Origin of the sequence: Corallococcus sp. AB018, from assembly GCF_003986945.1 — a bacterium.
GTDB lineage: Bacteria > Myxococcota > Myxococcia > Myxococcales > Myxococcaceae > Corallococcus > Corallococcus exiguus.
In genome coordinates this window covers 1-22,730 of sequence record NZ_RAWR01000103.1, presented here as the reverse complement: position 1 = coordinate 22,730, position 22,730 = coordinate 1, and the positions used below count along the sequence as shown (strand labels likewise).

At 72.0% G+C, this 22,730-nt stretch carries 20 protein-coding genes; 9 read left to right on the top strand and 11 right to left on the bottom strand.

The window, feature by feature from the left end:
* Positions 1-18 precede the first annotated feature (18 nt).
* Positions 19-1,119, top strand: a complete 1,101-nt coding sequence (locus D7Y11_RS22210) for a PE-PPE domain-containing protein (RefSeq protein WP_126934704.1) — start codon at positions 19-21, stop codon at positions 1,117-1,119.
* A gap of 36 nt (positions 1,120-1,155) precedes the next feature.
* Here D7Y11_RS22210 and D7Y11_RS22205 read toward each other — a convergent pair whose 3' ends face one another.
* Both D7Y11_RS22205 and D7Y11_RS22200 read right to left on the bottom strand, forming a co-directional pair.
* A complete protein-coding gene (locus tag D7Y11_RS22205) occupies positions 1,156-1,557 on the bottom strand; it encodes a hypothetical protein (RefSeq protein ID WP_126934703.1) in 402 nt (133 codons plus the stop codon).
* Positions 1,558-1,689: 132 nt separating this feature from the next.
* Entirely contained in the window at positions 1,690-2,229 is a 540-nt protein-coding gene (locus D7Y11_RS22200; protein ID WP_121752088.1) for a nuclear transport factor 2 family protein, read from the bottom strand.
* 88 nt (positions 2,230-2,317) lie between these two features.
* Between D7Y11_RS22200 and D7Y11_RS22195 the strand changes: the two genes are divergently transcribed.
* The 3 genes from D7Y11_RS22195 to D7Y11_RS22185 are packed head-to-tail and all read left to right on the top strand — an operon-like array spanning position 2,318 to position 4,705.
* A complete protein-coding gene (locus D7Y11_RS22195; protein WP_126934702.1) occupies positions 2,318-3,097 on the top strand; it encodes an alpha/beta fold hydrolase in 780 nt (259 codons plus the stop codon).
* On the top strand, positions 3,079-3,876 hold the full coding sequence (locus D7Y11_RS22190) for a ZIP family metal transporter (protein ID WP_126934701.1): 798 nt from the start codon (positions 3,079-3,081) through the stop codon (positions 3,874-3,876). Before D7Y11_RS22195 ends, D7Y11_RS22190 begins: the two co-directional genes overlap by 19 nt.
* Before the next feature lie 28 nt (positions 3,877-3,904).
* On the top strand, positions 3,905-4,705 hold the full coding sequence (locus D7Y11_RS22185) for an SDR family oxidoreductase (protein WP_126934700.1): 801 nt from the start codon (positions 3,905-3,907) through the stop codon (positions 4,703-4,705).
* Between the two features lie 2 nt (positions 4,706-4,707).
* Here D7Y11_RS22185 and D7Y11_RS22180 read toward each other — a convergent pair whose 3' ends face one another.
* The 4 genes from D7Y11_RS22180 to D7Y11_RS22165 all read right to left on the bottom strand — a co-directional run bounded on the left by D7Y11_RS22180 (position 4,708) and on the right by D7Y11_RS22165 (position 13,884).
* Positions 4,708-7,068 carry a hypothetical protein gene (locus tag D7Y11_RS22180; protein WP_120578234.1) on the bottom strand — a complete coding sequence of 787 codons (2,361 nt, stop codon included), beginning with the start codon at positions 7,066-7,068 and terminating at the stop codon, positions 4,708-4,710.
* 81 nt (positions 7,069-7,149) lie between these two features.
* On the bottom strand, positions 7,150-8,187 hold the full coding sequence (locus tag D7Y11_RS22175; RefSeq protein WP_120578235.1) for a trypsin-like peptidase domain-containing protein: 1,038 nt from the start codon (positions 8,185-8,187) through the stop codon (positions 7,150-7,152).
* A 211-nt stretch (positions 8,188-8,398) separates the two neighbouring features.
* Positions 8,399-10,777 carry an alpha-2-macroglobulin family protein gene (locus tag D7Y11_RS22170; RefSeq protein WP_199753762.1) on the bottom strand — a complete coding sequence of 793 codons (2,379 nt, stop codon included), beginning with the start codon at positions 10,775-10,777 and terminating at the stop codon, positions 8,399-8,401.
* Complete coding sequence (locus D7Y11_RS22165) at positions 10,774-13,884, bottom strand: MG2 domain-containing protein (RefSeq protein ID WP_126934698.1); 3,111 nt, start codon at positions 13,882-13,884, stop codon at positions 10,774-10,776. The genes D7Y11_RS22170 and D7Y11_RS22165 overlap by 4 nt, the downstream gene beginning before the upstream one ends.
* A 104-nt stretch (positions 13,885-13,988) precedes the next feature.
* Here D7Y11_RS22165 and D7Y11_RS22160 point away from each other — a divergent pair, with 104 nt between their 5' ends.
* Entirely contained in the window at positions 13,989-15,176 is a 1,188-nt protein-coding gene (locus tag D7Y11_RS22160; RefSeq protein WP_126934697.1) for a hypothetical protein, read from the top strand.
* 76 nt (positions 15,177-15,252) lie between these two features.
* On the opposite strand, the gene D7Y11_RS22155 is transcribed toward D7Y11_RS22160, so the two are convergent.
* Positions 15,253-15,543 carry a hypothetical protein gene (locus D7Y11_RS22155; RefSeq protein ID WP_120578238.1) on the bottom strand — a complete coding sequence of 97 codons (291 nt, stop codon included), beginning with the start codon at positions 15,541-15,543 and terminating at the stop codon, positions 15,253-15,255.
* Positions 15,536-15,751 (bottom strand): hypothetical protein, encoded by a 216-nt coding sequence (locus tag D7Y11_RS22150; RefSeq protein ID WP_233597148.1) that lies wholly within the window; start codon positions 15,749-15,751, stop codon positions 15,536-15,538. Before D7Y11_RS22150 ends, D7Y11_RS22155 begins: the two co-directional genes overlap by 8 nt.
* Before the next feature lie 277 nt (positions 15,752-16,028).
* Between D7Y11_RS22150 and D7Y11_RS22145 the strand changes: the two genes are divergently transcribed.
* Positions 16,029-16,238 (top strand): hypothetical protein, encoded by a 210-nt coding sequence (locus D7Y11_RS22145; RefSeq protein WP_014393545.1) that lies wholly within the window; start codon positions 16,029-16,031, stop codon positions 16,236-16,238.
* A gap of 33 nt (positions 16,239-16,271) precedes the next feature.
* Here the strand turns inward: D7Y11_RS22145 and D7Y11_RS22140 are convergent, their stop codons facing one another.
* The gene (locus D7Y11_RS22140) at positions 16,272-17,177 is read right to left on the bottom strand and encodes an AEC family transporter (RefSeq protein WP_126934696.1); all 906 of its coding nucleotides are present in this window, start codon (positions 17,175-17,177) and stop codon (positions 16,272-16,274) included.
* A gap of 242 nt (positions 17,178-17,419) precedes the next feature.
* Here D7Y11_RS22140 and D7Y11_RS22135 point away from each other — a divergent pair, with 242 nt between their 5' ends.
* Positions 17,420-18,673 carry an MFS transporter gene (locus tag D7Y11_RS22135; protein ID WP_121752118.1) on the top strand — a complete coding sequence of 418 codons (1,254 nt, stop codon included), beginning with the start codon at positions 17,420-17,422 and terminating at the stop codon, positions 18,671-18,673.
* A 66-nt stretch (positions 18,674-18,739) separates the two neighbouring features.
* Here D7Y11_RS22135 and traC read toward each other — a convergent pair whose 3' ends face one another.
* Positions 18,740-20,557 (bottom strand): outer membrane exchange accessory lipoprotein TraC, encoded by a 1,818-nt coding sequence (traC, locus tag D7Y11_RS22130; RefSeq protein ID WP_126934695.1) that lies wholly within the window; start codon positions 20,555-20,557, stop codon positions 18,740-18,742.
* A gap of 275 nt (positions 20,558-20,832) precedes the next feature.
* Between traC and D7Y11_RS22125 the strand changes: the two genes are divergently transcribed.
* Both D7Y11_RS22125 and D7Y11_RS22120 read left to right on the top strand, forming a co-directional pair.
* Positions 20,833-21,069, top strand: a complete 237-nt coding sequence (locus tag D7Y11_RS22125) for a hypothetical protein (protein ID WP_120581469.1) — start codon at positions 20,833-20,835, stop codon at positions 21,067-21,069.
* Positions 21,070-21,178: 109 nt separating this feature from the next.
* Positions 21,179-21,970: an FRG domain-containing protein gene (locus D7Y11_RS22120; protein ID WP_120581468.1), complete on the top strand. Its 792-nt coding sequence runs from the start codon at positions 21,179-21,181 to the stop codon at positions 21,968-21,970.
* 480 nt (positions 21,971-22,450) lie between these two features.
* Here D7Y11_RS22120 and D7Y11_RS43375 read toward each other — a convergent pair.
* Positions 22,451-22,730 (bottom strand): hypothetical protein (locus D7Y11_RS43375; RefSeq protein WP_158641981.1); only part of this gene is annotated, 280 nt, incomplete at its 5' end.

Sequence of the window (22,730 nt, the reverse complement as noted above, 5' to 3'; positions counted from 1 at the left end):
GCACGGAAGGTCCGGGACATGTCCATCGACGGAGTGGGAAGAGGCGGAGTCCGGCAGGTGACGCCGCGCGCCGTGGAGGGACAGTCCGGCCCCGTGGCGAAGAACGCGCTCGCGCGCCCGCTGGCCGCCAAGGACGTCTTCGAGGCGAAGAGCGCCCAGTCCTCCAGCTCGGGCAACGCGAACCTGCCGCCCATCCAGTCCAACACGGGCACGGTGCAGGCCGGCACGGTGCAGCTGGATGACGCGACGAAGGTGGCTCGCGGCGCGCTGAAGATCGACTCGAACGCGGATCCGAAGACCTACGACGGCATGTACCTGGGCTCGGACGGTTACGCCTATCCGCCGGACAAGTTCTCCGTGTCGGAGGTGCCGCCGTTCAAGCCGGAGAAGCCCATCGCCTCTCCGACGCCGACGACGTACCACGTCAACGGCATCCTCACGCAGCCGCAGGGAGACGGGAACGCCACGGGCGAGGCCCAGAAGCTGGCGAACGAGACGGGCACCAACGTGGTGCCCATCTACAACGCCACGGAGGGGCTGCCCGCGGACGTGACGCAGACGGGCCTGGACCGGTTGGGCCTTGGCGACAACAAGGCGGCCCAGACGCTGGCGGACGCCATCTACCGGGACCTGCAGGCGGGCAAGAAGGTCAACGTCACCGGCTACAGCCAGGGTGGCGCCATCGTGTCGAGCGCGCTGCGCGACGTGGATAACCGCATCAAGGACGACATGGGCGGCTTCTGGGGGAACCTGCCCGTCTTCGGCGACGGCAACCGCGACAAGCGCGAGGCGCTGCTCGGGAACATCAACGTCTCGACCTTCGCGGGCGCGGGCAAGACGTTCCCGGACGGGCCCAAGTACACCTTCTACGTGAACAAGCAGGACCCCGTGCCCACGTGGCTGGGCACGCACGCGTTCAACCCGGTGACGGACATCGTGAGCGGCATCGCGTCCGGCCTCTTCCCCGGCATCGGCATCCTCAACGGCGGCCCGTCCACCCAGTATCCGGAAGGAGCGACCATCCACACCTTCGACTCCGCCGGGAACGGCGAAGTGTTCGCCCTGGATGGCAAGCACGGCATCGACACGTACCTGAACAACATCCAGGACGCGGTCTGAAGCCGCTGGGGCGCGGTGTTCCTGCTCGCCCCGGGATCACGGTGAGGCGGGCGCCTGCTCCTCGGTCCGCGTCCGGTTGGGACGGCGCTCGGGGACGGGCGCGACTCCGCCCACCCACTCCCAGTCCATGCCGTTCCACGCCTGTTCGCACCAGCGCAGGTCCGTGGCCAGCTCGCGCGCCTTGGTCCCGTGGGGGATGAGCGCCCAGCCCAGCCGGGACTGCTTGCACTCGCCGCTCTTGAACTTCAGCAGCCGGCGCTGACCCTGGGCCTCGGCGCGCTCCGCTTCCCAGAGCGCCTGGTTCCGCAGGCCGTCTCCCTGCGCGTCCACGCCGTTCCACTCACACCACGCCTGAACGTCCTTCAGTCGGACCAGCTTCGATCCCCGGGAGAGTTCCGTCACGGCCGCGACGAGAAGGTCGGGGGTGATGACACGCATGCGTTGGGGCCTCCGGTACAGCGCGGCGAAGGACTCCAACGTACAGCGTAGGAAATGGCGGAGGGCCTCAGCTCCGCCATGCGTTTGTCATGGTTCTGTCATGAAGCCCGGCATGACGCAGGCGGGCATGCGTCAGGGCTTCGGCGCGGGCTTGCTTGCAGGGGCGGGCGGTGTGGCTGCCTTGGCCTTCGAGTACGTGGCGATGCGGTTCGTCACCTCGCCCATCAGGTCATTGGGGATGGGGACGGAGAGGTTGTACTGGGCGATCTTCCAGCCGGCCGCGTCCTTCACCAGCACGCCGCTGCCGCGCGCGGGGCCCAGGTTGGGCGTGTCCAGCGCCTCGTCGAACCAGGCGACCTGGCCGTCCTTGGAGAAGAACACGTTGCGGGACACCGACTTGAACGACCACGCCTTGCCCTTGGAGAAGTAGGGCTTCGACCACGCGCGGAACTGGTCCACCGTCCAGCGCTCCTCGCCGTCCGTGCCCATGAAGACCGCGTCCGGCGTGAAGAAGGAGAAGTAGCGCGGCTCGTTGGCCACCGCCGCCGCGCGGTGCCAGTCGTCCAACACCGTGGCCACCGCGACCTTGGGGTCGGCCGGAGCCTGGGCCGCGGCCGGAGCAGCGACGGGGTTGGCGCCGAGCGCCAGCAACAACCAGGAGACGGATGCCATCGGGTTCACCTCGACGAAAGGGGGGTTCGCGGTATGAAGCGGCAGGCGTGCCTCCAGGTCAAGGCATGCGACACAAGGCGGTGGTGGCGTGGTGCTCGATAGTTTTCAGGTGGGCACGGGGGATGTGCTCACGGTGATGTTGCACGGATTCCTCGGGACGGGCCGCAACCTGCGCTCGCTGGCCGTCGCGTGGACAAAAGCCGATCCGCGCCGCCGCATCCTCCTGCCCGACCTCACCGGCCACGGCACGTCCCCGGCCCTGCATCCGGACGCGGACCTGGCCGCGCTCGCGCGTGACGTGGTGGACACGCTCGACGCGCAGGGCTTCACCGGCGCCGTGGACTGGGTGGGCCACTCGCTGGGCGGCCGCGTGTCCCTGGCCGCGAGCCTGGAGTCCTCCGAGCGCGTGCGCAGCGTGGCGCTGCTCGACATCGCGCCCGGCCCCGTGCCAGTGAACTTGTCGGACAGCGGCTATGTCCTGGACATCCTGCTGAAGGCGCCGCCGCGCGCCGACAGCCGCAAGGACCTGCGCGCGAACCTCATTGGCAACGGCCTGTCGGAGCCGCTGACGGACTGGATCCTCATGAACCTCACGCCCGACGGTGACGGCGTGCGCTGGCGCTTCGACCGCGACGCGCTCCTCCGGCTCCACCGCCGCGTCACCGGCGAGGACCTCTGGCCCGCGGTGGAGCGCCCCGTGCACCCGCCCCTGCGCTGCATCCGCGGCGGTCGCAGCCGGTACGTGTCCGATGAGAGCGCCCAGCGCCTGGAGGACGGCGGCTGCCCCGTGGCCTTCCTCCCGGACGCCGGCCACTTCGTGCACGTGGACAGTCCCCAGGACGTGCTCACGTGGCTGATGGCCCCCTGATGGATACACAGACCGTCCTGCTCGTCTTCGTCGCGGTGGGGCTGGACGGCCTGGCCGGGCTCGCGGGCGGTGTGTTGTCCGAGCGCTGGCTGCAACGGCGGCTGCCCGCGCTGGTGGCCTTCGCCGCCGGAACGCTTTTGAGCGCGGTGTTCCTGGAGGTGCTGCCGAAGGCGGTGGAGGCCAAGGGCGATGCCGCCTTCGCGTGGGCCTTCGCCAGCTTCGTCGTGCTGACGTTCATGGAGTGGGCCCTGGGCCATCACCATCACGACGCGGAGGCCGCCGCCGGACACGCGCACGGCCATCATCATGCGCACCCGGTCTCGCCCACGCTGCCCACCGCGCTGCTCGCATCGGATGCGTTGCACAACGTGGGTGACGGTGCGGCGGTCGCGGCGGCCTTCCTCGTGTCTCCTCAAGCAGGCTTCGCCACCGCGTTCGCGGTCATCGTCCATGAGCTACCGCAGGAGGTGGGTGACTACGCGCTCCTGCGCGCCGCGGGCTGGACTCGCGCGCGGTCGCTGGTCGCGTTGGGCGCGGTACAGCTCACCGCCGCGGTGGGCGCCGCCGGCGTATTGCTGGGCACCCAGTATCTGCCTTCGCTCCAGGGCACGGTGCTGGCCATCGCCGGAGGCTCGTTCCTCTACATCGGCGCGGTGGACCTGTTGCCGGAGCTGCGCCGGGGCCCGGACTCGCGCCAGCGCGTGGTGGGCTTCCTGTGTGGCCTGCTGCTCATTGGCGGACTGCACTTCGCGGAGCGGTTCGCGGGAGGCCATGGCTGAAGGGCCGCGCCCCTGAGAGGATGGGGCCATGCAAGGAAAGACCGTGATTGTCACCGGTGCCTCCGCGGGCATCGGCGAGGCGCTGGCGGTGGCCCTGGCCGGCCGGGGCGCGAACGTGGCGCTGGCGGCTCGGGATGCCCAGGCGCTGGAGCGCGTGAAGGCGAAGTGCGAAGCCGCGGGCGGCGAGGCGCTGGCGGTGCCCACCGACGTGGGCGACCCGGAGGCGTGCCGCGGCCTGGTGGAGCGCACCGTGGAGGCGTTCGGTGGCGTGGACGTGCTCGTCAACAACGCGGGCATCACCATGCACTCGCGCTTCGAGGACGTGAAGGACCTGGGCCTCTATGAGCGCCTCATGCGCATCAACTACCTGGGCGCGGTGCACTGCACCTTCCACGCGCTGCCGTACATCAAGGCGCGCAAGGGATTGCTCGTCGCCGTGTCGTCGCTGACGGGCAAGACGGGCGTGCCCATGCGCACCGGCTACGCTGGCAGCAAGCACGCGATGCAGGGCTTCTTCGATTCGCTGCGCATCGAACTGTTGGGTACCGGCACGGAAGTGCTCGTGGTGTCGCCGGGCTTCGTGGCCACGGACATCCGCGCGCACGCGCTGGGTCCGGAGGGCCAGCCCCTGGGCCAGAGCCCTCGCGACGAAGCGGGCCCCACCATGGACGTGGACACCTGCGTGGCCCTCATCCTGCGCGCCATGGAGCGCCGCGAGCGCGAGCTGGTGATGACGCTCACCGGCCGCGTGGGACTGGTGCTCAAGCTGGTGGCGCCCGCGCTGGTGGACAAGCTGGCCGCGCGAGCCATCCGCGGCAAGAAGGCCTGAGGCTACTTCTCCAGCCGCGACACCATGCCCCACAGGCCGTCGAAGGTGGCGTTGCCCACCTGGTGCAGGCCGAAGCCCCAGAGGAAGGCGGTCATCCACCCACCGGAGCCGCCCCACGTGGGCGCGAAGACGTCCAACACCTGGAGCCCCAGCAGCACCGCGATGATGGACATCATCCCCAGCACCGCGAGCTCCACCTTCCACAAGTCCCTCGAGCGCGGCAGGGGAATCCAATCCAGGTTCACCAGCGCGTCGGTGCTCGCCTTCGTGGATGACGGCGGCAGCGGGGAGAGGTTCCCGGTGGCGGGACCGCCGGGCAGCGGTGATGGCGACGGCTGCGGCGATTCCATGGCCGGCTGCGAGAAGGGGTCCAGCGTCACGGCGGAGGGGACGGACTCCAGGGCCAACCGGCCGCCCGTGGACACCGGGGGCGGCGGGAGCGTGACGTGGCGCGCGAAGTCCTCGCGGGCGGCGCGGTACTCCGCCGCGGCCAGGTTTGCTTCGCCCTTGTCCAACTGCTCTCGCGCCGCCGCCAGCCGCGCGTCCACCGCGGTTCGCCAGTCCGCCAGCGTGTTCAGGCCCCCTCCGGATTGCGCCTGGAGCTGCGTCAACGCCTCCTCCAGGTTGTCCACCAGCTCGCGCAGGTACAGCGCGTGCGCGGACTGGTAGTAGAGGTATGCCTCGTCCACGCTCGCGGACATGCGGGCCCGCGACCGGGCCAGCTGTTCGCCCACGCGCAGGCGCAGCGCCGCCCACTCCTCCTGCGTGAAACCGCCGGGCAGCTCCTTCGCGGTGAAGGCGTCCTCCAGGTCCGTCAGGAGGATTTCGAGGAACGCCTCGCGCGCGGTCTCCACCAGCCGGCGCGACGCCTCCAGGTCGGGCCCCGGCAGCTGCTGACGCGCGCGCAGCACATACAGGGGCAGCTCGCCCTGGAGCCGGCGGCTCACGGGGTCATCCCCGCGCTGGGAGGACAGCGTCCGCGACTGCTGCTCCAGCTCCGTCAGCCGCGCCTCCAGCACCGCGCGGGCCACCGCCTCCAGGTCGAGCGTGCGCAGCAGTTGCACCTGTTCGGTGAAGTCCGCGGACGTGGCTTCATCATTCTGGAGCAGCGTCTCCACCGCCTTGAGCTTGCGCTCGGCGTCCAGCAGCGCCACGCCCTTGAGCCCCTCCAGCTGCCGCAGGAGCACGGACCAGAGGGAGAAGAGCTGGAGGCGCGCCTCGAAGAGGGCGAGCACGGAGTCCTGCACGACGAGCCCGCTCAGCGGCCGCTGGATGTCCGCGAGGAGCGCGTCCACCTGGCGGCGCAGCGACGCGGCCACGGTGGCCTCGCGCTCCAGCGGACGGGCGGGCACCAGCGAGAGCAGCTTCTGTCTCGCGAACTCCGCGCGGCTGCGCAGGTTCACGCGAGGGCGCACGCGCTGCACGTAGAAGCGCACCGCCGCGGACGTCACCACGCCCAGGAAGATGAGGAACGCGCCGAACAGCGCGGGCGTCTTCACCCAGACGGTGAAGGCCTGCTCCACCGCCGCGCCCTCCGGCACCAGCAGCCGCACCGTGCCGGTGTACTCGCCGGACTCCGGCAGGTCGTCCACGTCCAGGCTCAGCAGGCCGGTGCCGTAGGCGGGCACCTGGAGGATGCCTTCCTTCCCCGTGCCTTGCGGCTGGCCATCCGGTCCTCGGAAGAACCACTTCGCATCCTGCGCCTGCACGGGCGCGGCACCGTCACCCGAGCCGCCCGCCCTGCGGTCCAGTTGCACCACCGCCGCGGGCCCCACCGCGCCGCCCACGCCCGCCGTCTCCCGGAAGGTCAGCCGCACCGTGGCCTTGCCGGAGAACGGCCCCAGCGTCCAACCGCGCGCGGGGGCCACCGGATAGAACTGCACCGTGGGCGCCATCGCCACTCGCTGCACGACGAGCGGGGTGACTTCCCGCACGCCATCACCCAGGAGCACCACGCGGCCGTGGTAGTCGCCCGCCGCGGGCAGGTCCGCGGACAGCGTCACCGTCACCGGCTGCCGCACGGAGATGGGCACCTCCGCCGCGCCTTCCGTCGTGCCCACGCGCACCGTCACCGGCACCTGCGTGCCGTCCGCCGCGAGCAGCGGATCCACCAGCACCGTCACCCGCGTGACCTCCGCGCTCGCGTCGCGCGGTGACTCCGGAGACACGTCCGTGGGCGTGGGCAGCAGGTCCACGCGCAGCACCGTCTCCAGGTGGGCAGTGGACGTGCGCAGGCGCACCTGATTGTTGGAGGACAGGCCGGCGAGGCCGAAGCGCGGCGCCGCGCCCGCGAGCATGGGCCACAGGCAGAGCACGGCGCACGCCAGTGTCACGCCCGTGGGGAGCAGGACCTTCACGGCCATGGTGCTTCGAGCGGGAAGGCTCATGCGCGCGGACGATAGCAGTCCCCTCCTCCGCGCTCGCATGCGCGTCCACGCGTTATTTCACTCCCAGCCCAGGCGGCGCAGCACGCTCCCGGACAGGCTCCCGCGGATGGCGTCCAGGGGGATGCCCTCGTCGTCCTCGGCGGATTCGTGGCCGGGGCGCGGGTCTCCGCTGTGGTGCAGCGCGACCAGCTCCAGGTCCGGCGTGAAGCACGGCGACCCGGACGAACCCGGGTGCGTGTTGGTGCAGTACGTGACTCGCGTCTGGGAGCGGTTGACCGTCTGGAACGTGTCCAGCGCCACCTGCATGGGCCGGCCCTTCGGGTGCTGCACCACGAGCGCCAGCGCGCCGGGCTCGAACGCCGTGGGCGACGACGGGGCCAGCGGGACGAAGCCGCGCGGCCCGTCCCCCACCCGGTCCTCGCCCGGGGCGTCCTGGATCTGCAGGAAGGCGTAGTCCAGCTCGTCGCGCGTGGCCTCGCGCGGACGCGGGTGCATCAGGTCCGCCGGGCTGTGCGGACTCTGCGCCAGGCACGCCGTCACCGCGTACACCCGGCCGGGATGCACCGCGATGCGGTCCGGCAGCACCTTCAGGTCGAAGCGCACGCGCAGCGCCTCCAGCAGCCGGTGCTCGATGACGTGCGAGTTCGTCAGCACGATATCCGGCGCCACCAGGAAGCCCGTGCCCAACGCGCGGCCGCCCTCCAGCTCCACGCGGCACACGCGCCGAGACAGCGTGGTCAACCGGTCGCGCCAGGCCTGCGGCGTCAGCGCCAGCCTGGACTGCTGGACGATGCGCGCCAGGGCACTGCCGGACACGCTGCGCTGCACGGAGGACAGGTAGCCCTGCAGGAAACGGCGGATGCGCGGATGGCCTGGCGCCGCCGCTTGCGCGCCGCGCACCAGCACGTCCGTCCACCCCTCCGCCTCCGCCGTGCGCACGAGCGCCCGGGCCCGCGCCGCCCCCTCCCGTTCGACGGGGGGCACCAGGCTGCGGCCGCATTTCACCTCGACCATCCGGAGGAGCTCCTCCACCGAGGTGAACGCGCCCAGGAGAGCGTGGGTCAGTTCCTCCTGTTCGGAGCCTTCAAGCTCCATCCGTCTCCTCGCTGCCGCGCGCGATGCATCTCCGCCGTGCACTTTGAAGTGTACGCATGCGGGCAGCGATTGCACCGGGCGGGGGGCGCCCGGCGGGACGGGCCCCTGCCGCGCTTCCGGCGCGCATTCCACTCGCACCCGAGGCCAGACGGAAGGGTCCTGTACCGGCGCCGTGAGTGGAGAATGACCCCACACACAGCGCCGGAGGGCGTCAGCGCACCGCCCAGGTGGTGGGCGGCAGCGACGCGGTGATGTCCGGCCGGCCAGGCACGCCCAGTCGCGCCGCGCCCGCCTGCAACGTCCCGGCGAGCGTGGGCAGCACGCGGAACTCCACCTGCACCAGTGCGCCCTGCTCCCTGGGAGAAAGGTCCAAGGACAACGCACCATCCTGCACATCCCAGGAGCTCACCTGTCCGGACGCCACGAGCGCGGCCAGGCTCGCGGGATCCACCTGCACACCCGCGGGCAGCTCCTGCTGGAAGCGCAGCGGCAACGAGGACGGCGCACCCACCTGGACGCGCACGTTCGTCAGTTGTCCCACGCGCGCCTCCTTCGGCCCCGTCACGGCCAGCTGCAGGCCACCCTTCACCTCGCTCTTCCAGGGCACCGCCGCGGACAGCGCCAGGGAGAAGCCCAGCCCCGGCACCGCGGGCTCCGCGCGCACGGTCCACGTGTGCGACCCCGCCGAGCCCGGCGCCGCGGCCTCCAGCGCCAGCACTTCGCGCAACGCCTTCGTGTCGTAGGTGCCCTCCGTGACGACCTGTCCGTCGCGCGCCACCGACACGCGCACCTGGGCAGGCAGCGGATCCTTGAAGAGGGCCAGCGCCGCGCGCAGCCCCACGCGGTTGGCCTGCCCATCCCCCCAGCCCAGGCCCGGCGTGTAGTGCGCGAGCAGCCAGGCGCCCAGGTCCGCGAGCGGCGCCTTCGCATCACCCTGGAGGGCGAGCACCGCCATCGCCGTGGCCTCCGCCTCCGAGGGCATCTCCCCGTCCGCGCGCACCGTGTCCGGCTCCACCGGCAGCCACGCGGTGCCGTCCGCGCCGGTCTTCAGCGCCTCGCGCACGCGGGTGCGCAGGGCGTCCGCCACGCCGCCCTCCGCGGAGCCCTCCGCCAGCAGCACCGCCGCCGTGTAGCCGTCCTTCACCTGCGGCAGGTAGCGCTCGAAGACGCCCGACGCGCGCACGGTGAAGGCCGCCGCGCGCTGCTTGCCCTCCGGGGTGCCCTGCGCCGCGCGCACCGTGCGGGCGCAGTTCGCCGTCGCCACCAGCAGTCGCTGGAGCGTCCAGCCGTCACCGCCCTGGCAGGTGCCATCCGGCCGCTGCGCCTGGGCCACCTGCGCCACCAGCCGCTCGCCCAGCCGCGCGAGCACCGGGTTGTCCGGGTGGGCCAGCGCGCCCTCCGCGAGCCGCGTCGCCACCTCTATCGACGGCGCCCGCGCCGCGCGCAGCACCCGCTGCGTCGCCACCAGCGACAGCGCCTTCAGCGCCGCGGGGTCCGCCGTCTCGCCCAGCGACTTCAAGAGCTCCGGCGCCTGGCCCGCGAGCAGCAGCGCGTACGCGTCCCCGGCCACGTCCACCGGACGGCGCTCCACCGCCGCCAGCTCCGCGCGCACCATGCCCAGCGCGCCCGGGTACACCTGCAAGCGCACCCGCTCGCTGCCAACCTGCGCGTCCGCGGGGCCCACCAGGGACAACGTGCGCGGCGCCGCCAGCGAACCGCCGCGCGTCTGGACCACGGGCTGGCCGGTGGCCCACACGTCGAAGTCGCGCACCACCGCGTCCGTGTCCCCCAGCGAGGCGCGCAGCGTCACCGGCCCAGCACCTCCGGCCCTCACCGTCACCAGCTCCACCACGCTGCCGCGCGCGGGCACCCGCACCGTGCGTGCGCCGGACTCCACCTGCGCGCCCTTCACGTCCACCTTGAGCGAGGCCTCCACGGCCTTGTCCGTGGTGTTCACCACCTGCACCGGCAGGCGCACCGTGTCGCCCGCGCGCAGGAAGGGCGGCAGCACCGGATCCACGTACGTGGGCAGCGTGCCCGCGAAGGACGTCACCGCCCCCGCCTGCGCGCCGGAGCGAGAGTGCGCGAGCGCCAGCACCCGCCACTGCGTCAGCCGGTCCGGCACGCGCACCGGCACCGTCGCCGAGCCGTTCGCGTCCGTCACCACCAGCGGTTCGAAGAGGAACGTCTCCGGGAACCACGCGCGGGTGGGCGCCGCCGCCGCGCCGTCGCGGTCCTTGCTGACGCCCCCTTCCTCCATCTCCGGCTCCGGAGGAGGTGCCGCCATCTCCATCACGGGTGCCGCGGCCATCGGAGCTTGGGCCGGTCCGCCGCCTCCCCGTGAACCGACGGACTCGTCGTCATACGAGTTCGCCGACCCGAAGCTCTTCATCGTCTTGCGCTGCAGACCCTCATCGCCGGAGCCTGGCGAGCTCTTGGTCGCGACGAACTCATCCCCCGCGAGCGCCGCGGCGGAGCTCCCCATGAGGCGGCGGACCGACTCCCCCGTCACCACCGCGATCATCACCCCGCCCAGCACGAACCCCACCCCGAGGCCCACCGCCCCGGACATCCACGAGCGCTGCTTCATGGCGCCTCCCGGGCGACCCACGCGCCCCAGTTCACGACGTCCTCCGGCAACCGCGTTCCATTCACCACCACCGCGCGAGGATCCGTGAGGGCCAGCAGGTCCTCCGGCAACCGCGACAACCGCAGCTTGCGGCCGAACGCATCCGTCACCTTCTGCCCGCGCTGCTCGCACGCGGCCAGCGACTCCGCCCACAGCCGCGCGAGCCCCGCGGGGTCCAACGTCTCACCCTCGGGCGCGGTCTCCTCCCACTTGCGCGTGCGCGCGTGCAGCTCCGTCAGCACCGCGTAGAAGGGCTCCGTCAGCTCCGCGTCCGGGGAGAAGGGGCTCGTGGCGCTCGCCGACAGGGGCGTCTCCACATCCTCCAGCGTGGGCACCGCCGTCACGCGCAAGAGCGCCGCCGCGGCCGCGTTCGCGCCCCGGATGCGCCCCATGGCCAGCGCCTGGCCGTCCAGCACGCCGAAGGCCGGCGTGGCCACCGACGGAGAAGGCCTCAGCCCGTCCAGCGCATCCGCGCCCGGCAGCGGTGCCAGCTGGGACAGCGTCTCGTCCACGCCGAAGAGGCCCACCGCCGCCTCGCCGTCCTTGCCGTCCACGCGCGTGTGGACCTGGAGACGCGCCAGCTCCCCGGGCGCGTACGCGGGCTTGTCCGGAGACACCTCCACCGTCAGCGATGCGCGAGGCGCCACGTACACGCGCGCGGTCGCCGCCACGCCCTCCACCTGCGCCCAGCCCTCGAAGTCCTTGGGCAACATGAAGTGCGTGGAGCGCGTGGCCGCGTCCAGCTTCTCCTTGAGCCGCGTCGGCCCCGCTACCAGCTCCAGCGTCTTGGGCAGCTCGCCCGTGAAGCCGGGGCCGCGCAGCAGCTCCACCTTCACGGACTCGCCCGCCTTCGCCAGCACCGGCGTCATGCGGAGGCGCAGCGGCGGCAGGCGCGCGGGGCGCAGCACGAACTTCGTCTCCCCCATGTCCTGGCCGTCCCACTTCGCGCGGACCTTCAACTCGTAGCCCAGGAACGTGGTGGCCTGAGGCGGTCGGGGAATGCCGTTGCCGCCGTACGTCGGCTGCGTGATGAAGCGCACCACGCCCATGGCCTCCGACGGCCTGCGTCCCGCCAGCAGCTCCGCCTGCGTCGAGGCCGGAACGCGGATGCGCGCGAAGCGCTCCTTCACGCACGCCAGCACCGCAGCCGGGAGCGCGTCATCCGTCGCGGGCTCCGCCACCCAGGACAGCGCCAGCTCCGGCTTGTCCGCCCACCGCCGCCACGTCATCACGCCGGGCACCGCCACGGCGCGGTCCAGCGTGGGCGGCAGGCACGAGCGCGCGTCCAGCGCGGCGACCGTCAGCCCCTCGCTCACGCCCCGCTCGTCCCCGAAGGCGACCTGCGTGTTCCAGCGAATCGAGGGCAGGCCTGGATCCATGACCTGGAAGCGCAGCTGGAGCATCCGCTCCGCGCGCGCCGGCAGTCCCCGCGCACGCAGCGCCGACGCCATGCACGCCTCCAACCCCTCCTCCGCGCCGGCCACGTCCAGCACCTGCCCGGACGCGCCCACCCGCACCACGAACTCCGCCATGGAGGCGCCGGAGGACGGGCTGACGAAGCGCGCGCAGGGATGCAGCACCGGCAGCAACCGCTCCAGCGCGAGCTGATCCTCCAGCGACGACTGCCCTCCCTGAGTGCCCAGCAGATCCCGCGACGACGCGAGCGACACGGGCGGCGGACGCGGCTGCACGCGCACCGGCAGCGGCGGCACCACCACGTTCACCGCGGGGCCCGGGTCCAACTGGAAGGCGGCCACGCCGTCCTCGTCCGCCACCGCGCTCACGCCCTTGTCGCGAGGGTCCCATGCGCGCGTCACCATCACCTCCGCGCCCGGCAGCACCTGGCCCGACGCGGTGGTGGCGCGCAGGTAGACGCGGTTGCTGAAGCCCGCCACCAGCCCGTCCTCCAGCTCCGTCACGGAGGACACGGCCACCGCGTCCTCGGACAGGAGGAGCGACACGCCGCCGCGCACCGGCTCGCCCGTGGGGTCCTTCGCCTCCAGGCTCGCGCTCAGCGTGGCCTGGCCGCGCAGGTCCTGGGGCACGCGCGGCAGCGTCACGCGGAAGCGGCCGGCGGCATCCGTGCGAGCCTTCGTGGGCAGCTCGCCCCGGAGCCACTCCGTCGGAGGAGGCCATGCGCCCGCGTGGCTCCACGCCAGCGTCACGTCCGTGTCCGCCACCGGCGCGCCGGACGCGTAGGACACCTGCCCCGTCACCTCCGGCGTGTCGTTGGCGCGCCAGAAGGGCCGGGGGCTCTTCGCCTCCATCCGCAGGCGCGGCAGCGTGAAGGGCTCCACCGTGAAGGTCGCGTCACCGGAGGCGCCACCGCTGGTCCACGCCACCGACCACGTGCCCGTGGGCGCGCCCCGGTCCAACGGGAAATCCCCCGCCACCACGCCCCAGTTGCCCGCGGGCGCGCGCTCCTCCAGCACCACCTCGCCGGAGGGGTCCATCACCTTCCACGTCCCCGGCCGTCCATCGAGCGGCGACAGGTCCTTCGCGCGCAGCGACACCGCGCGGAAGCGCACCCGGTGACCGGGCTCGTAGAGGGGCCGGTCCGTCAGCACACGCACCCGCGCGGGCGCGTACAGGGGCAGCGCAGCGTCTACCGTGCCGGTGCCCAGCGGCGTGGTGAGGCGTGCGCGCAGCTGGTAGTCGCCGTCCGGCACCGCGGGCAGCGTCACCGGCGCCGACAGGGAACCGGAGTCTTCGCGCTCCCAGCGGCCCTTGGCATCCAGCGGCAGCGGCGTCTCCTTGCCGGCCGCGTCCACCAGGAACAGCGCCGCCGTGCCGCGGCCCACGAGGGCCTCGAGCTCGCGGCCCTCCGCGTCCATGCCGTGCGCCTGCGCCCAGACAGTCACCCGGCTGGAGCCTCCCCGCGCGAGCCCGCTGGCGGACATGCTCACCGTCTGGCGGAACTCGCCGTCCGGACACGCGGGCACCTCCACGCCCTGGAACATCCAGGCGGACAGACACCGCCCGGAAGCCATGAAGGCCAGGCCTCCCCCCAGAAACAACAGCCCGAGCCCGCCGGCCACCCATCGCCGGCGCTGGATGCCACCTGTCATGCGTTTTCTCCCCGTCTTTCCACTGTACGCCGGAAAGCGCGGAGCCGGTCCCCACCTCCCCCCGTTGACGTATCCGTCGGGCGGCTGAGCTAGGGTGATGCGTCATGGTCGTTTCGAAGAACCGTCCCCCGCAGGATGCCCTGCCGCCCCGCCTGGATGCGCTGCTCGAAGCGTTGATGGACCGCGACTTCGCGACGCGGCTGCGCAAGGTCTACCAGGCGGCCGCGGTCGCCATCGACCGGCTGGGGCACCTGAGCATCGTGAAGTACGAGCCCACCACCGCCGAACCCGACGACGCCGCGGACCTGTCGTTGTGGGAGACCATGGCGCCCGCCATCGGCGAGACGCTGACGGACGTCAACAAGCTGGTGGCCGCCATCCGCGACGCCTTCCCGCCGCCCGCGCGCCCCGCCGCGTCCAACGACGGCGGCTGGGCCCCGCCGCCCGCGAGCTCCGACGAGCGCCTGTCGCAGGAAGCGGAGGCCGTGCTGCACGCCAGCGCGGAGCGCCTGTCCAAGCGCGTGCAGGAGCTGGGCGTGCAGATGCGCCGGCCAGAGGTGGTGAGCGACCGCTGGACGCTGATGTCGGAGCTGGCCGCGTCGCGCGCGGACTTCCGCAACCGCATCGGCGACCTCGTGTACCTCACCGCCGCGGCCTTCGCGGACGTGCGCCGCGAGGACGTGGTGCCCGGCTACACGAACCAGGTGGGCGCGCGCGTGGCCCTGCGAGGCGCCGCGGCGGACCTGCGCCGCTCACTGCAGGGCCGGCTGGAGCGCGCCGCGAAGGCCACGGACGCGCAGCGGCCCTCGCTGGCGAGGCAGGCCGAGGAGAGCCTGGCCGCGTTCGTGTCCCTGCCCGCGTCGCTCGCGCTGAAGACGCCCACCAAGCGCGAAATCGTCGCGGCGCGAGGCCGGCTGCGCGAAGCGGGCACGCAGCCCGCCCTGGGGCCGGAGGTGCTGCCCGGGATGGTGGAGCCCTTCCTCGCGCTGATGGAGGACGCGATGGAGGAGCTGACCCGCGCGTGGCTCACCGTGCACGACCGAGCGGTGTGGGCCGCGAGCAGCGCCCGGCTGGAGCAGGTGGACATGCACCTGGAGCTGGGCTCTTCGGGCGCGGCGCGGGTCCTGGAGGAGGCGGTGGCGGCGGCGGGCGCGCTCTCGGGCCGCTCGGCGCCCTTCGACGTCTTCCTGCGCAAGGGCCGTCAGGAGGCCTCGGAGGGGCTCAACGAGGCCGGCGCGAGAGACCTGCTCGCCCGCTTCCGCGAGCGGCTGGCCAGTCTGCCGTTCAGCTAGCGGGCCTCACGCCTCCACGGGGCCCGGGAACCTCCGGGGCCCTGGAAGCGGACGGCCAGGCGAATCACCCAGAGCTTCAGGGCTTCGCGGGCGTGGCCGGCGCGGGCAGCGCGGGGGCGTCCTTCTTCGGAGGCAGGATGCGCAGCTCCTCGAAGCGCTCCGCCAGCGTCTGCGGCGTCAGCTCTTCCTGCCACTGCTTGGGGTTGGTGTTCCACCCGAAGTCGGCCGGCACCTTGCCGCCGCCCTGGCTGGTGTAACCAATCATCTCCGGGAACTGCGCGGACCAACGGCCGCCCGGATCCGGCTCCTTGGTGACGTGCTGCCGGTTGGGGAGGATGAAGGGCTTGGGCTTGGGAGCATCACTCATGCAGCCAAGCCTCTCCGAAAGAGACCTCATTGGGTAGAGCCAAGCAGGGCTCCTGCCGCCTTCGCGCGTGGTTCTTGGGGGGCAGCACGCTCGGCCCCAGCTCGAACACCGCCGCGAAATAACGCGCCTGCGACTCGCTGCCGTACCGGTAGCGCCGCACGCCCGCCGAGTGCGCCACCTCCACCCGCCAGCCCTTCCGGTCGCACATGACCTTCACTGTGTTCCCTACACCCATCCCGCACCTCCCCCGTCCCGTTGCTGTCCGAGGGGGTGCGCTATGAAATCCCCGTGCCAGCGCTCGCCAGCCCGCTCAAGAGGTTGCGTTGTCGCCGGGTGAGCAGTCGGAGATCGGCCGGTAACCTTTGCAGGCTGCCTTGAAGGGCCGTCTTCTGTGCCCGAAAGGTGGGGCAAGGCGCCATACCGGGTCCTCGCGGGGAGGGAACCGGTCTGCTTGTGTCGGGCAGATCCTGCGTTAACTCAATGGCATGACCCAATTCGAGACCCAGAGCGGAGAGCGGTTCGCGGACTTCGATCTTCCCGAGGGCTGCATGATGTGTGGCGGCGCGGTCTCCATCCGGGCCACGCCAGCGGGTGCTCACGGCTATTGCCCGCACTGCCATGTGCTGTCGCGTCCACAGATGCGCGTGAAACCCAATGGCGTCGAGCTCTCCTTCGAGACCACGGCGCTCGCCTGAAACGAATCGCCTGACGCCCGTGCCGCACGGGCGTCAGTGCACCAGGGACAGGAGCAGCGGCGCGGTGGCGAACGACAGCGGAATGCCCACGCCCACCATCAGCACCGCCAGGTCCGCGTCCAGGTCGTGCTCGGCGGCGAGGATGGCCGCCGTCACCATGGGCGCCATGGCGATTTGCAGCACCGTGGTCTGCCTCACCACCAGCTCAAGCCCGGGCATGAGCATCAGCAAGCCCAGCACCGCCAGCGGCGCGAGCACCAGCTTGTAGGACAGCCCCAGCGCGAGCGCCGGCACACGTGGCCCAAGCCCCTTCAGCCGCAGCTGGAAGCCCACGACGAAGAGCGCCAGCGGCGTGAGCAGGTCGCCCAGCCGCTGCAGCACGGATTCCAGCCAGTCCGGGAAGGGAAAGGGGCGCAGGAGCAGCGCCAGCACCAGCGCCTGGAACGGGGCGAACCCCACCACCTTGCGAGCGAGCGTGCGCACGGACAGCTCCGTCCGGGCGCTGGCCCTCGCCGCCGTCAGCGTGGCGAGCGTCGCCAGCACCAGGAACGAGCCCAGCTGATCCGCCACCACCGCCACCGGCACGCTCGAGGGCCCCAGGAGCGCGGCGGCCATGGGCAGGCCCACGAAGGCCGTATTGCCCAGCCCCGCGGTGAGGATGAGCGCCGTCACCGACTCGCGCGACAGCCCCAGCCGGGGCCCGAGCAGGCGAAGGAAGAGCACCGCCCCCACGAAGAGCAGCCACGGCGCCGCGGCGGCCACCACCAGCCCGGGCGCGAACTCCAGCCGATGCATGGCGCGCAGCACCAGCGCCGGCAGCGACACGTTGAGGAGGAAGACGTTGAACGCGGGCGCCGTCCCTTCGGGGAACCGGCCGCTGCGTCGCGCCAGCACGCCCAAGACGAGGCACACCCCCAGAAGTCCGATGACCTGCCCCATGCCCGCCTTGCGTCCCGCCTTCCAGGGTGTGGATTGGCGCGGCAACCTGGAGGAGCCCGCCAGCGATGTCCAGCGCCATGAAGGTGCGGCCGGGGAAGTCGCGTTTCGCGCGCGACTGGAATGCATGAGGCTCCAACCGCCCGTGTGAGCCAGAGGGCGCATGGAAACGCGCGGGGCGCGAGCGCATGCTGGCGCGCGCCCGCGGTCAGTCCCTCCTCTCCACGTCCGTCGGACATCCCGCCATGAATCCCGTTGCCACGGTGTTGAGAGCGCTGGGCGGGGGTGGCCTGCCACGGACGTATTGGGTCCTGTGGGTGGGCACCTTCGTGAACCGGCTGGGGTCCTTCGTCGCGCCGTTCCTGGCGCTCTACCTCACGCGCGAGCGCGGCTTCAGCATCGAGCAGGCGGGCTTCATCGTGGCGCTCAACGGCGCGGGCGCGGTGCTGGCGGCGCCGCTGGGGGGCATGCTCGCGGACCGGGTGGGCCGGCGGCTGACGCTCGCGGGGGGCCTGTGGCTGGGGTCGGGGGCCATGCTGCTCATCGGCCACTCGGAGACGCCGGGGCGCATCGCGGTGGCGGCCTTCCTCCTGGGCATCCTGGGGGACCTGTACCGGCCGGCGGTGTCCGCGGCGGTGGCGGACCTGGTGCCGCCCCGGGACCGGGCGCGCGCGTACGGGTTGCTCTACTGGGTCATCAACCTGGGCTTCGCCATCGCGCTGCCGTTGGCGGGCCTGCTCGCGGGGATGGGCTACCGGCTGCTCTTCATCGCGGACGCGGTGACCACGTTCCTCTACGGCTGCTGCGTCTGGGCGTTCGTGCCGGAGACGCGGCCCCCGGAGGCTCGAGCGGCGCACGCGGAGCACTCCCCGCTGGGGGCGGTGCTGACGCCCTTCCGTGACAGCGTGTACCTGGCCTTCTGCCTGCCGGTGTTCGCGCTGGCCCTGCTCTTCCACCAGAGCTTCATGAGCCTGCCGGTGACGCTGACCCAGCAGGGCCTGACGCCCGCCCAGTACGGGCTGGTGATGTCCGTCAACGGCGTGCTCATCGTCGCGCTCCAGCCGTTCGTCGTGCGAGGCGTGGGCCGGGTGCGCCGCTCCACCGCGCTGGCGGTGGCGGGCGTGCTCACCGCCGTGGGCTTCGGGCTGCACGCGCTGCCAGCCACCGTGCCGCTCGCGATGGCGGCCGTGGCGGTGTGGACGCTGGGCGAAATCGTCCACTCGCCGGTGGCGCCGTCGGTGGTGGCGGACCTGGCGCCGGCGGAGCTGCGCGGCAGCTACCAGGGCGCGTACCACATGATGTGGGGCCTGGCGTCCAGCATCGCCCCCGCGTTGGGAGGAGCGATGCTGGGCCACGTGGGTGCCACCGCGCTGTGGGCGGGCTGCTTCTGCGTGGGCCTGGCCGCGGCCGCGTGGCACCTGACCATCGCGGGAGCGCGCAGGCGCCGGGTGGAGACGCTGCGGCTGGAGCGCCCGGAGATGAGCGCCAGCCTGGACTGAAGGGCGCGGCGGGCGCCCTGGCGCGAAGCCGGAGCGCACCGCGCCGGGTGAGGCAGGTACGGCGGACTACTGCCCCACGCCGAGCAGGGCTTCCGGCTTCGTGAGGCCGCGCGCGCGGGCGACGGGCTGGAGGATGTCCTGCGGCGGCGCGTCCGCGGTGAGCAGCAGCGCGCGCACGGCGGTCTCCACCACGTCCTCCGCGCCGGGGCGCACCATGCCGCGCCGGGCGTCCTCCACGCGCTTGCCGCGGTACAGGTCGAAGCGCTCCTTCACGTGCTTCGCCACGTCCGCCACGGCCTTGTCGCCCGCGTCCACGCGCAGCTCCAGCTCGTTGCGCAGCTGCACGGGGTCCGCGAGCACGCCGTAGCGGTCATAGCCCTTGTGCGCCAGGTCCTCGTGCAGCACCGCGTAGTCCTGCGTGTTGGGCGCGGGCACCTGCTGGGGCGTCAAGAGGTCGCGCATCACCGACGTCACCGTGGCCGTCACGGTGAGCCGGTGCAGCTGCACGTCGTAGACGAAGTCCGAATACATGGGCTCCTCCACGGTGATGGGCTCGCGGAAGACGGAGTCGCGGTTGCGCTGCACTTCGGTGCGCTGGGTCTCCGCCTTGTCCAGGGCCACCTGCACGGCCACCTCCAGCACGCGCGCCGCCTTGGACTTCATCGACATCAGGCCCTCATCCTGGGTGCACTGGCCCGAGCAGCGCTCCGGGTCGCACTCGCCAGGCACCTTGCCCGGGCTCTTCGCGTCGCGGGCCTCCTCGCCGCACTCCTGGATGGCCGCGCGGCACTCGCGCTTCTCCCGCTCACGGCAGCGTTCGGCGACGTCGCGCAGCGTGCCCAGCTCCAACTGGGCCTTGAGGTACTCGCGCAGCACGGCGGCCTGCTTGCGCTCCACGCCCTCCAGGGTGCGCTCCGCCTCCAGCAGCTTCTTCTCGTAGTCGCCGCGCTTGGGGTTGGGCACGGAGCGGTTGCCCGCGAGGTAGCGCTGGCTGCGCTGGGAATCCTCCACCGCCTTGAGCGGCAGCACTCGCTCCAGGGACAGGTCCAGCTTCACGCCCACGCGGCCCGGGGGCGCCTCCGTCACGACCTTCAGGGGCAGCTTCGTGGGGAGCGCCGAGGCCAGCCGTCCCGCGCTCAGCCGCTGGGCGACGTCGGGGGCCTGGGCGTTGTCCTCCACGGGCGTGGCCACCACCAGGAAGGCCACCTCGTCGCGCAGCCGCTGCCGCACGGACTCCGCGCGCTCACGGGCGGCGGTGGCACCCACGCGCTCCTGGTCCGCGCGCACGTAGGCCACCAGCGCGTTGCCCAGCTTGCCTGCCTTCTCCAGCGTCTCCGCGCTGGCGAAGAAGCGCTTGGCCCACGCCACCTGTACGGCGTCCACGCCCTTGCGAGCGTTCACGTGGTCCGGCGCCACGGCCAGCACCGCGTCCAGCTCCGCTCGAGCGTCCTGGAGCTTCTCCTCCTTGAGCAGTCCCAGGGCCACCTGGACGCGCGCATCCAGTGTCTGGGCGAGCAGCGCGCGGGCCCCTTCATGGTCGGGGTTCAGCTCCAGCACGCGCACCAGCAGCTTGGTGGCGGACGGCAGGTCCCCGGAAGCGTGGGCGGCGCCGGCCTCCTGGTACACCTCCTCGCCCCACTCCCTGCGCACCGCGCGCAGCTTCACGGTGATTTCGGAGGCCTCCGGATCCGCGGCCAGGGCGCGCAGGTAGGCGGCTTCGGCTTCCGCCCAGTGGCGCTCCTTCACGGCGCCGTCGCCCTCGCGCACCGCGCGGGAGAAGGCGGAACAGCCGCTGAGCAGCACGAGCGACAGCAGGGCCAGGGCGCTCAGCCAGCGGGAGGAATCGCGGGGGGTTCGGGCGGCGGGGGAGCTCACGCGCCGCATTCTCGCGGGAAAGCGCTCCGGGCGTGAAGATTCCGACAGCCTGCCCGGCTGGTTGCTCCGCGTGAAGGCAGACATCCTGGCGGGACGGGCCAAGGACGCCCGACGTCATTAGGCTGTTGTGCCTTTTGAATGTGTCGCACCCACACGGTCTTCTGCTGGCAGCGATGAGCCGGGGTGCAAGCGTTCAGTGTCCGGGCGACGGACTGCCGGGAATGACGCGACGCACCAGTCAGTAGAGGGAATCAGCACCCACGAGGGGGGCTAGAGAGAATCCAATGCCTTGTCCACAGCCGCGTCCCACCAAGTTCCACCTCCCGCTGCGGGCCGATACGTTCTCCATCGAGGACCACCGCAACGTCCACTGCCGCTTCTACGGCGGCTGCATCGACGTGGCGGTCCGTCAGGACTGGGAGAGCTTCACCTGCGCCAAGTGCCCCATGTTCCAGCAGGACAAGGCGCCGGGCGCCAGCTCGTTTGCCTTCACGCAGCCCGCGAACTTCGGGCAGCCGTAGGTGTCTTTGTTTCAGTCTCTGTGATTGAGCCGGCCGGGCGTCCTGGACGCCCGGCCCCTGCGTTCCAGGAGGACAGGGCCCACCTTGTCAGGCGGCGAGGGGGCAGCGGATGCAGGAGCATCGCGTCACATCCTGGTTGGAGTTGCAGGACCTGGTGTTCGCGGGCTCATGGAACGAGCCGCTGGGCCGGTTCCGCACGAGCTTCGTGTTCCGGGGCGTTCCGGACGCGACGTTGGATTTGACGGCGACGCTCAACCGTCAGGGGGCGTTCGTGCGGTTGGAGCGGGACCTGCTGCGGGCCTTCCGCAAGTACGCGCGAGGCGTGCCGGGCACGGAGCGGCTGACGTCCATCTGGGACTGGCTGGCGCTGGCGCAGCATCACGGGATGCCGACGCGGCTGTTGGATTGGACGTTCAGTCCCTACGTGGCGCTGCACTTCATGACGGAGCGCACGGACCTGCTGGAGCAGGACGGCGCCGTGTGGTGCGTGGACTATCACCAGACGAACCAGCAGTTGCCCCGGCCGCTGCGTGAGCAGTTGCGGTTGGAGGGGGCGGACGTGTTCACGGCGGAGATGCTGGCGACGGTGGCGGGGGACCTGGCGACGTTCGACGGGTTGGGGGAGCATCCGTTCGTCTTGTTCTTCGAGCCGCCGTCTCTGGATGCGCGCATCGTGAATCAGTTCGCGCTGTTCTCGGTGATGAACGGGCCGGGGCTGAGCCTGAACGAGTTCCTGGGGCACCAGCACCAGGGCGTGCGCAGGCTGGTGGTGCCGGCGCGGCTCAAGTGGGAGATCAGGGACAAGCTCGACCAGGCGAACATCACCGAGCGGGTCCTCTTCCCCGGCCTGGACGGCCTCAGCCGCTGGCTGCGCCGTTACTACGCTCCGCGTCCCCGGTAGGAGCAGGTACCTGTGGCTCCGGCGCGGGCGGTGGGGCTGGAGGTGGCTCAGTGGGTGTGCCCTCATCCGGAGGTCCCGGTGACTCCGCGACCACGTCCCCCTGGGGTGTGACGGCGTAGAAGAACCATCCATCCAGGATGCGTCGGCGCGGTCCCGCGCATCGCTCGAAGTCGGGATCCAACAGCACGTAGTAGAGCCCTGGTGTCGGGCCCGTGAAGAGCGAAACGTTGAGGCCGTCCTCGGGATGCTCGCAGCCGGAAAACAACCGGCGGGGGTTCGTCCTGACGAACTCGCGAACGGCGCCCACCGCGGCCTGCGCCGCGCCTGCGGGCATCGGGCTCTCCACAGGCCGGGCCGAGTGCTCATCCGGCCACTCGACAACAATGGTGCCCGGCCCACCCGCACACCCCACCAGCAATGACAGCAGCGCGAATCGCACGGCGCATCCTCGCACCCACGCGAGGAAAGCACCTCACGCTTTCACGCGTGCAAGGGCTCCCCACCCATGGGCCCGGACTCGTCCCGGTCGCGCCGTGACGCGCGCTCCGCGTCTTCCTTCGCCCACCGCGCGTCATCCTCGCGCGCGTTCTTGTGCGCGAGCACACCCCCCACGAGGACCCCACCTATCACCAGCATCATCACCAGGATTCCCACCAGCACCGAGCCGACGATGAGCATCTGAACCACCTCCACCTCCAACGGTACGTCGCGCTTGCCCCTCCCGCAGGCCTGAGCCGACACGCCCTGCGGGACCTTGTCT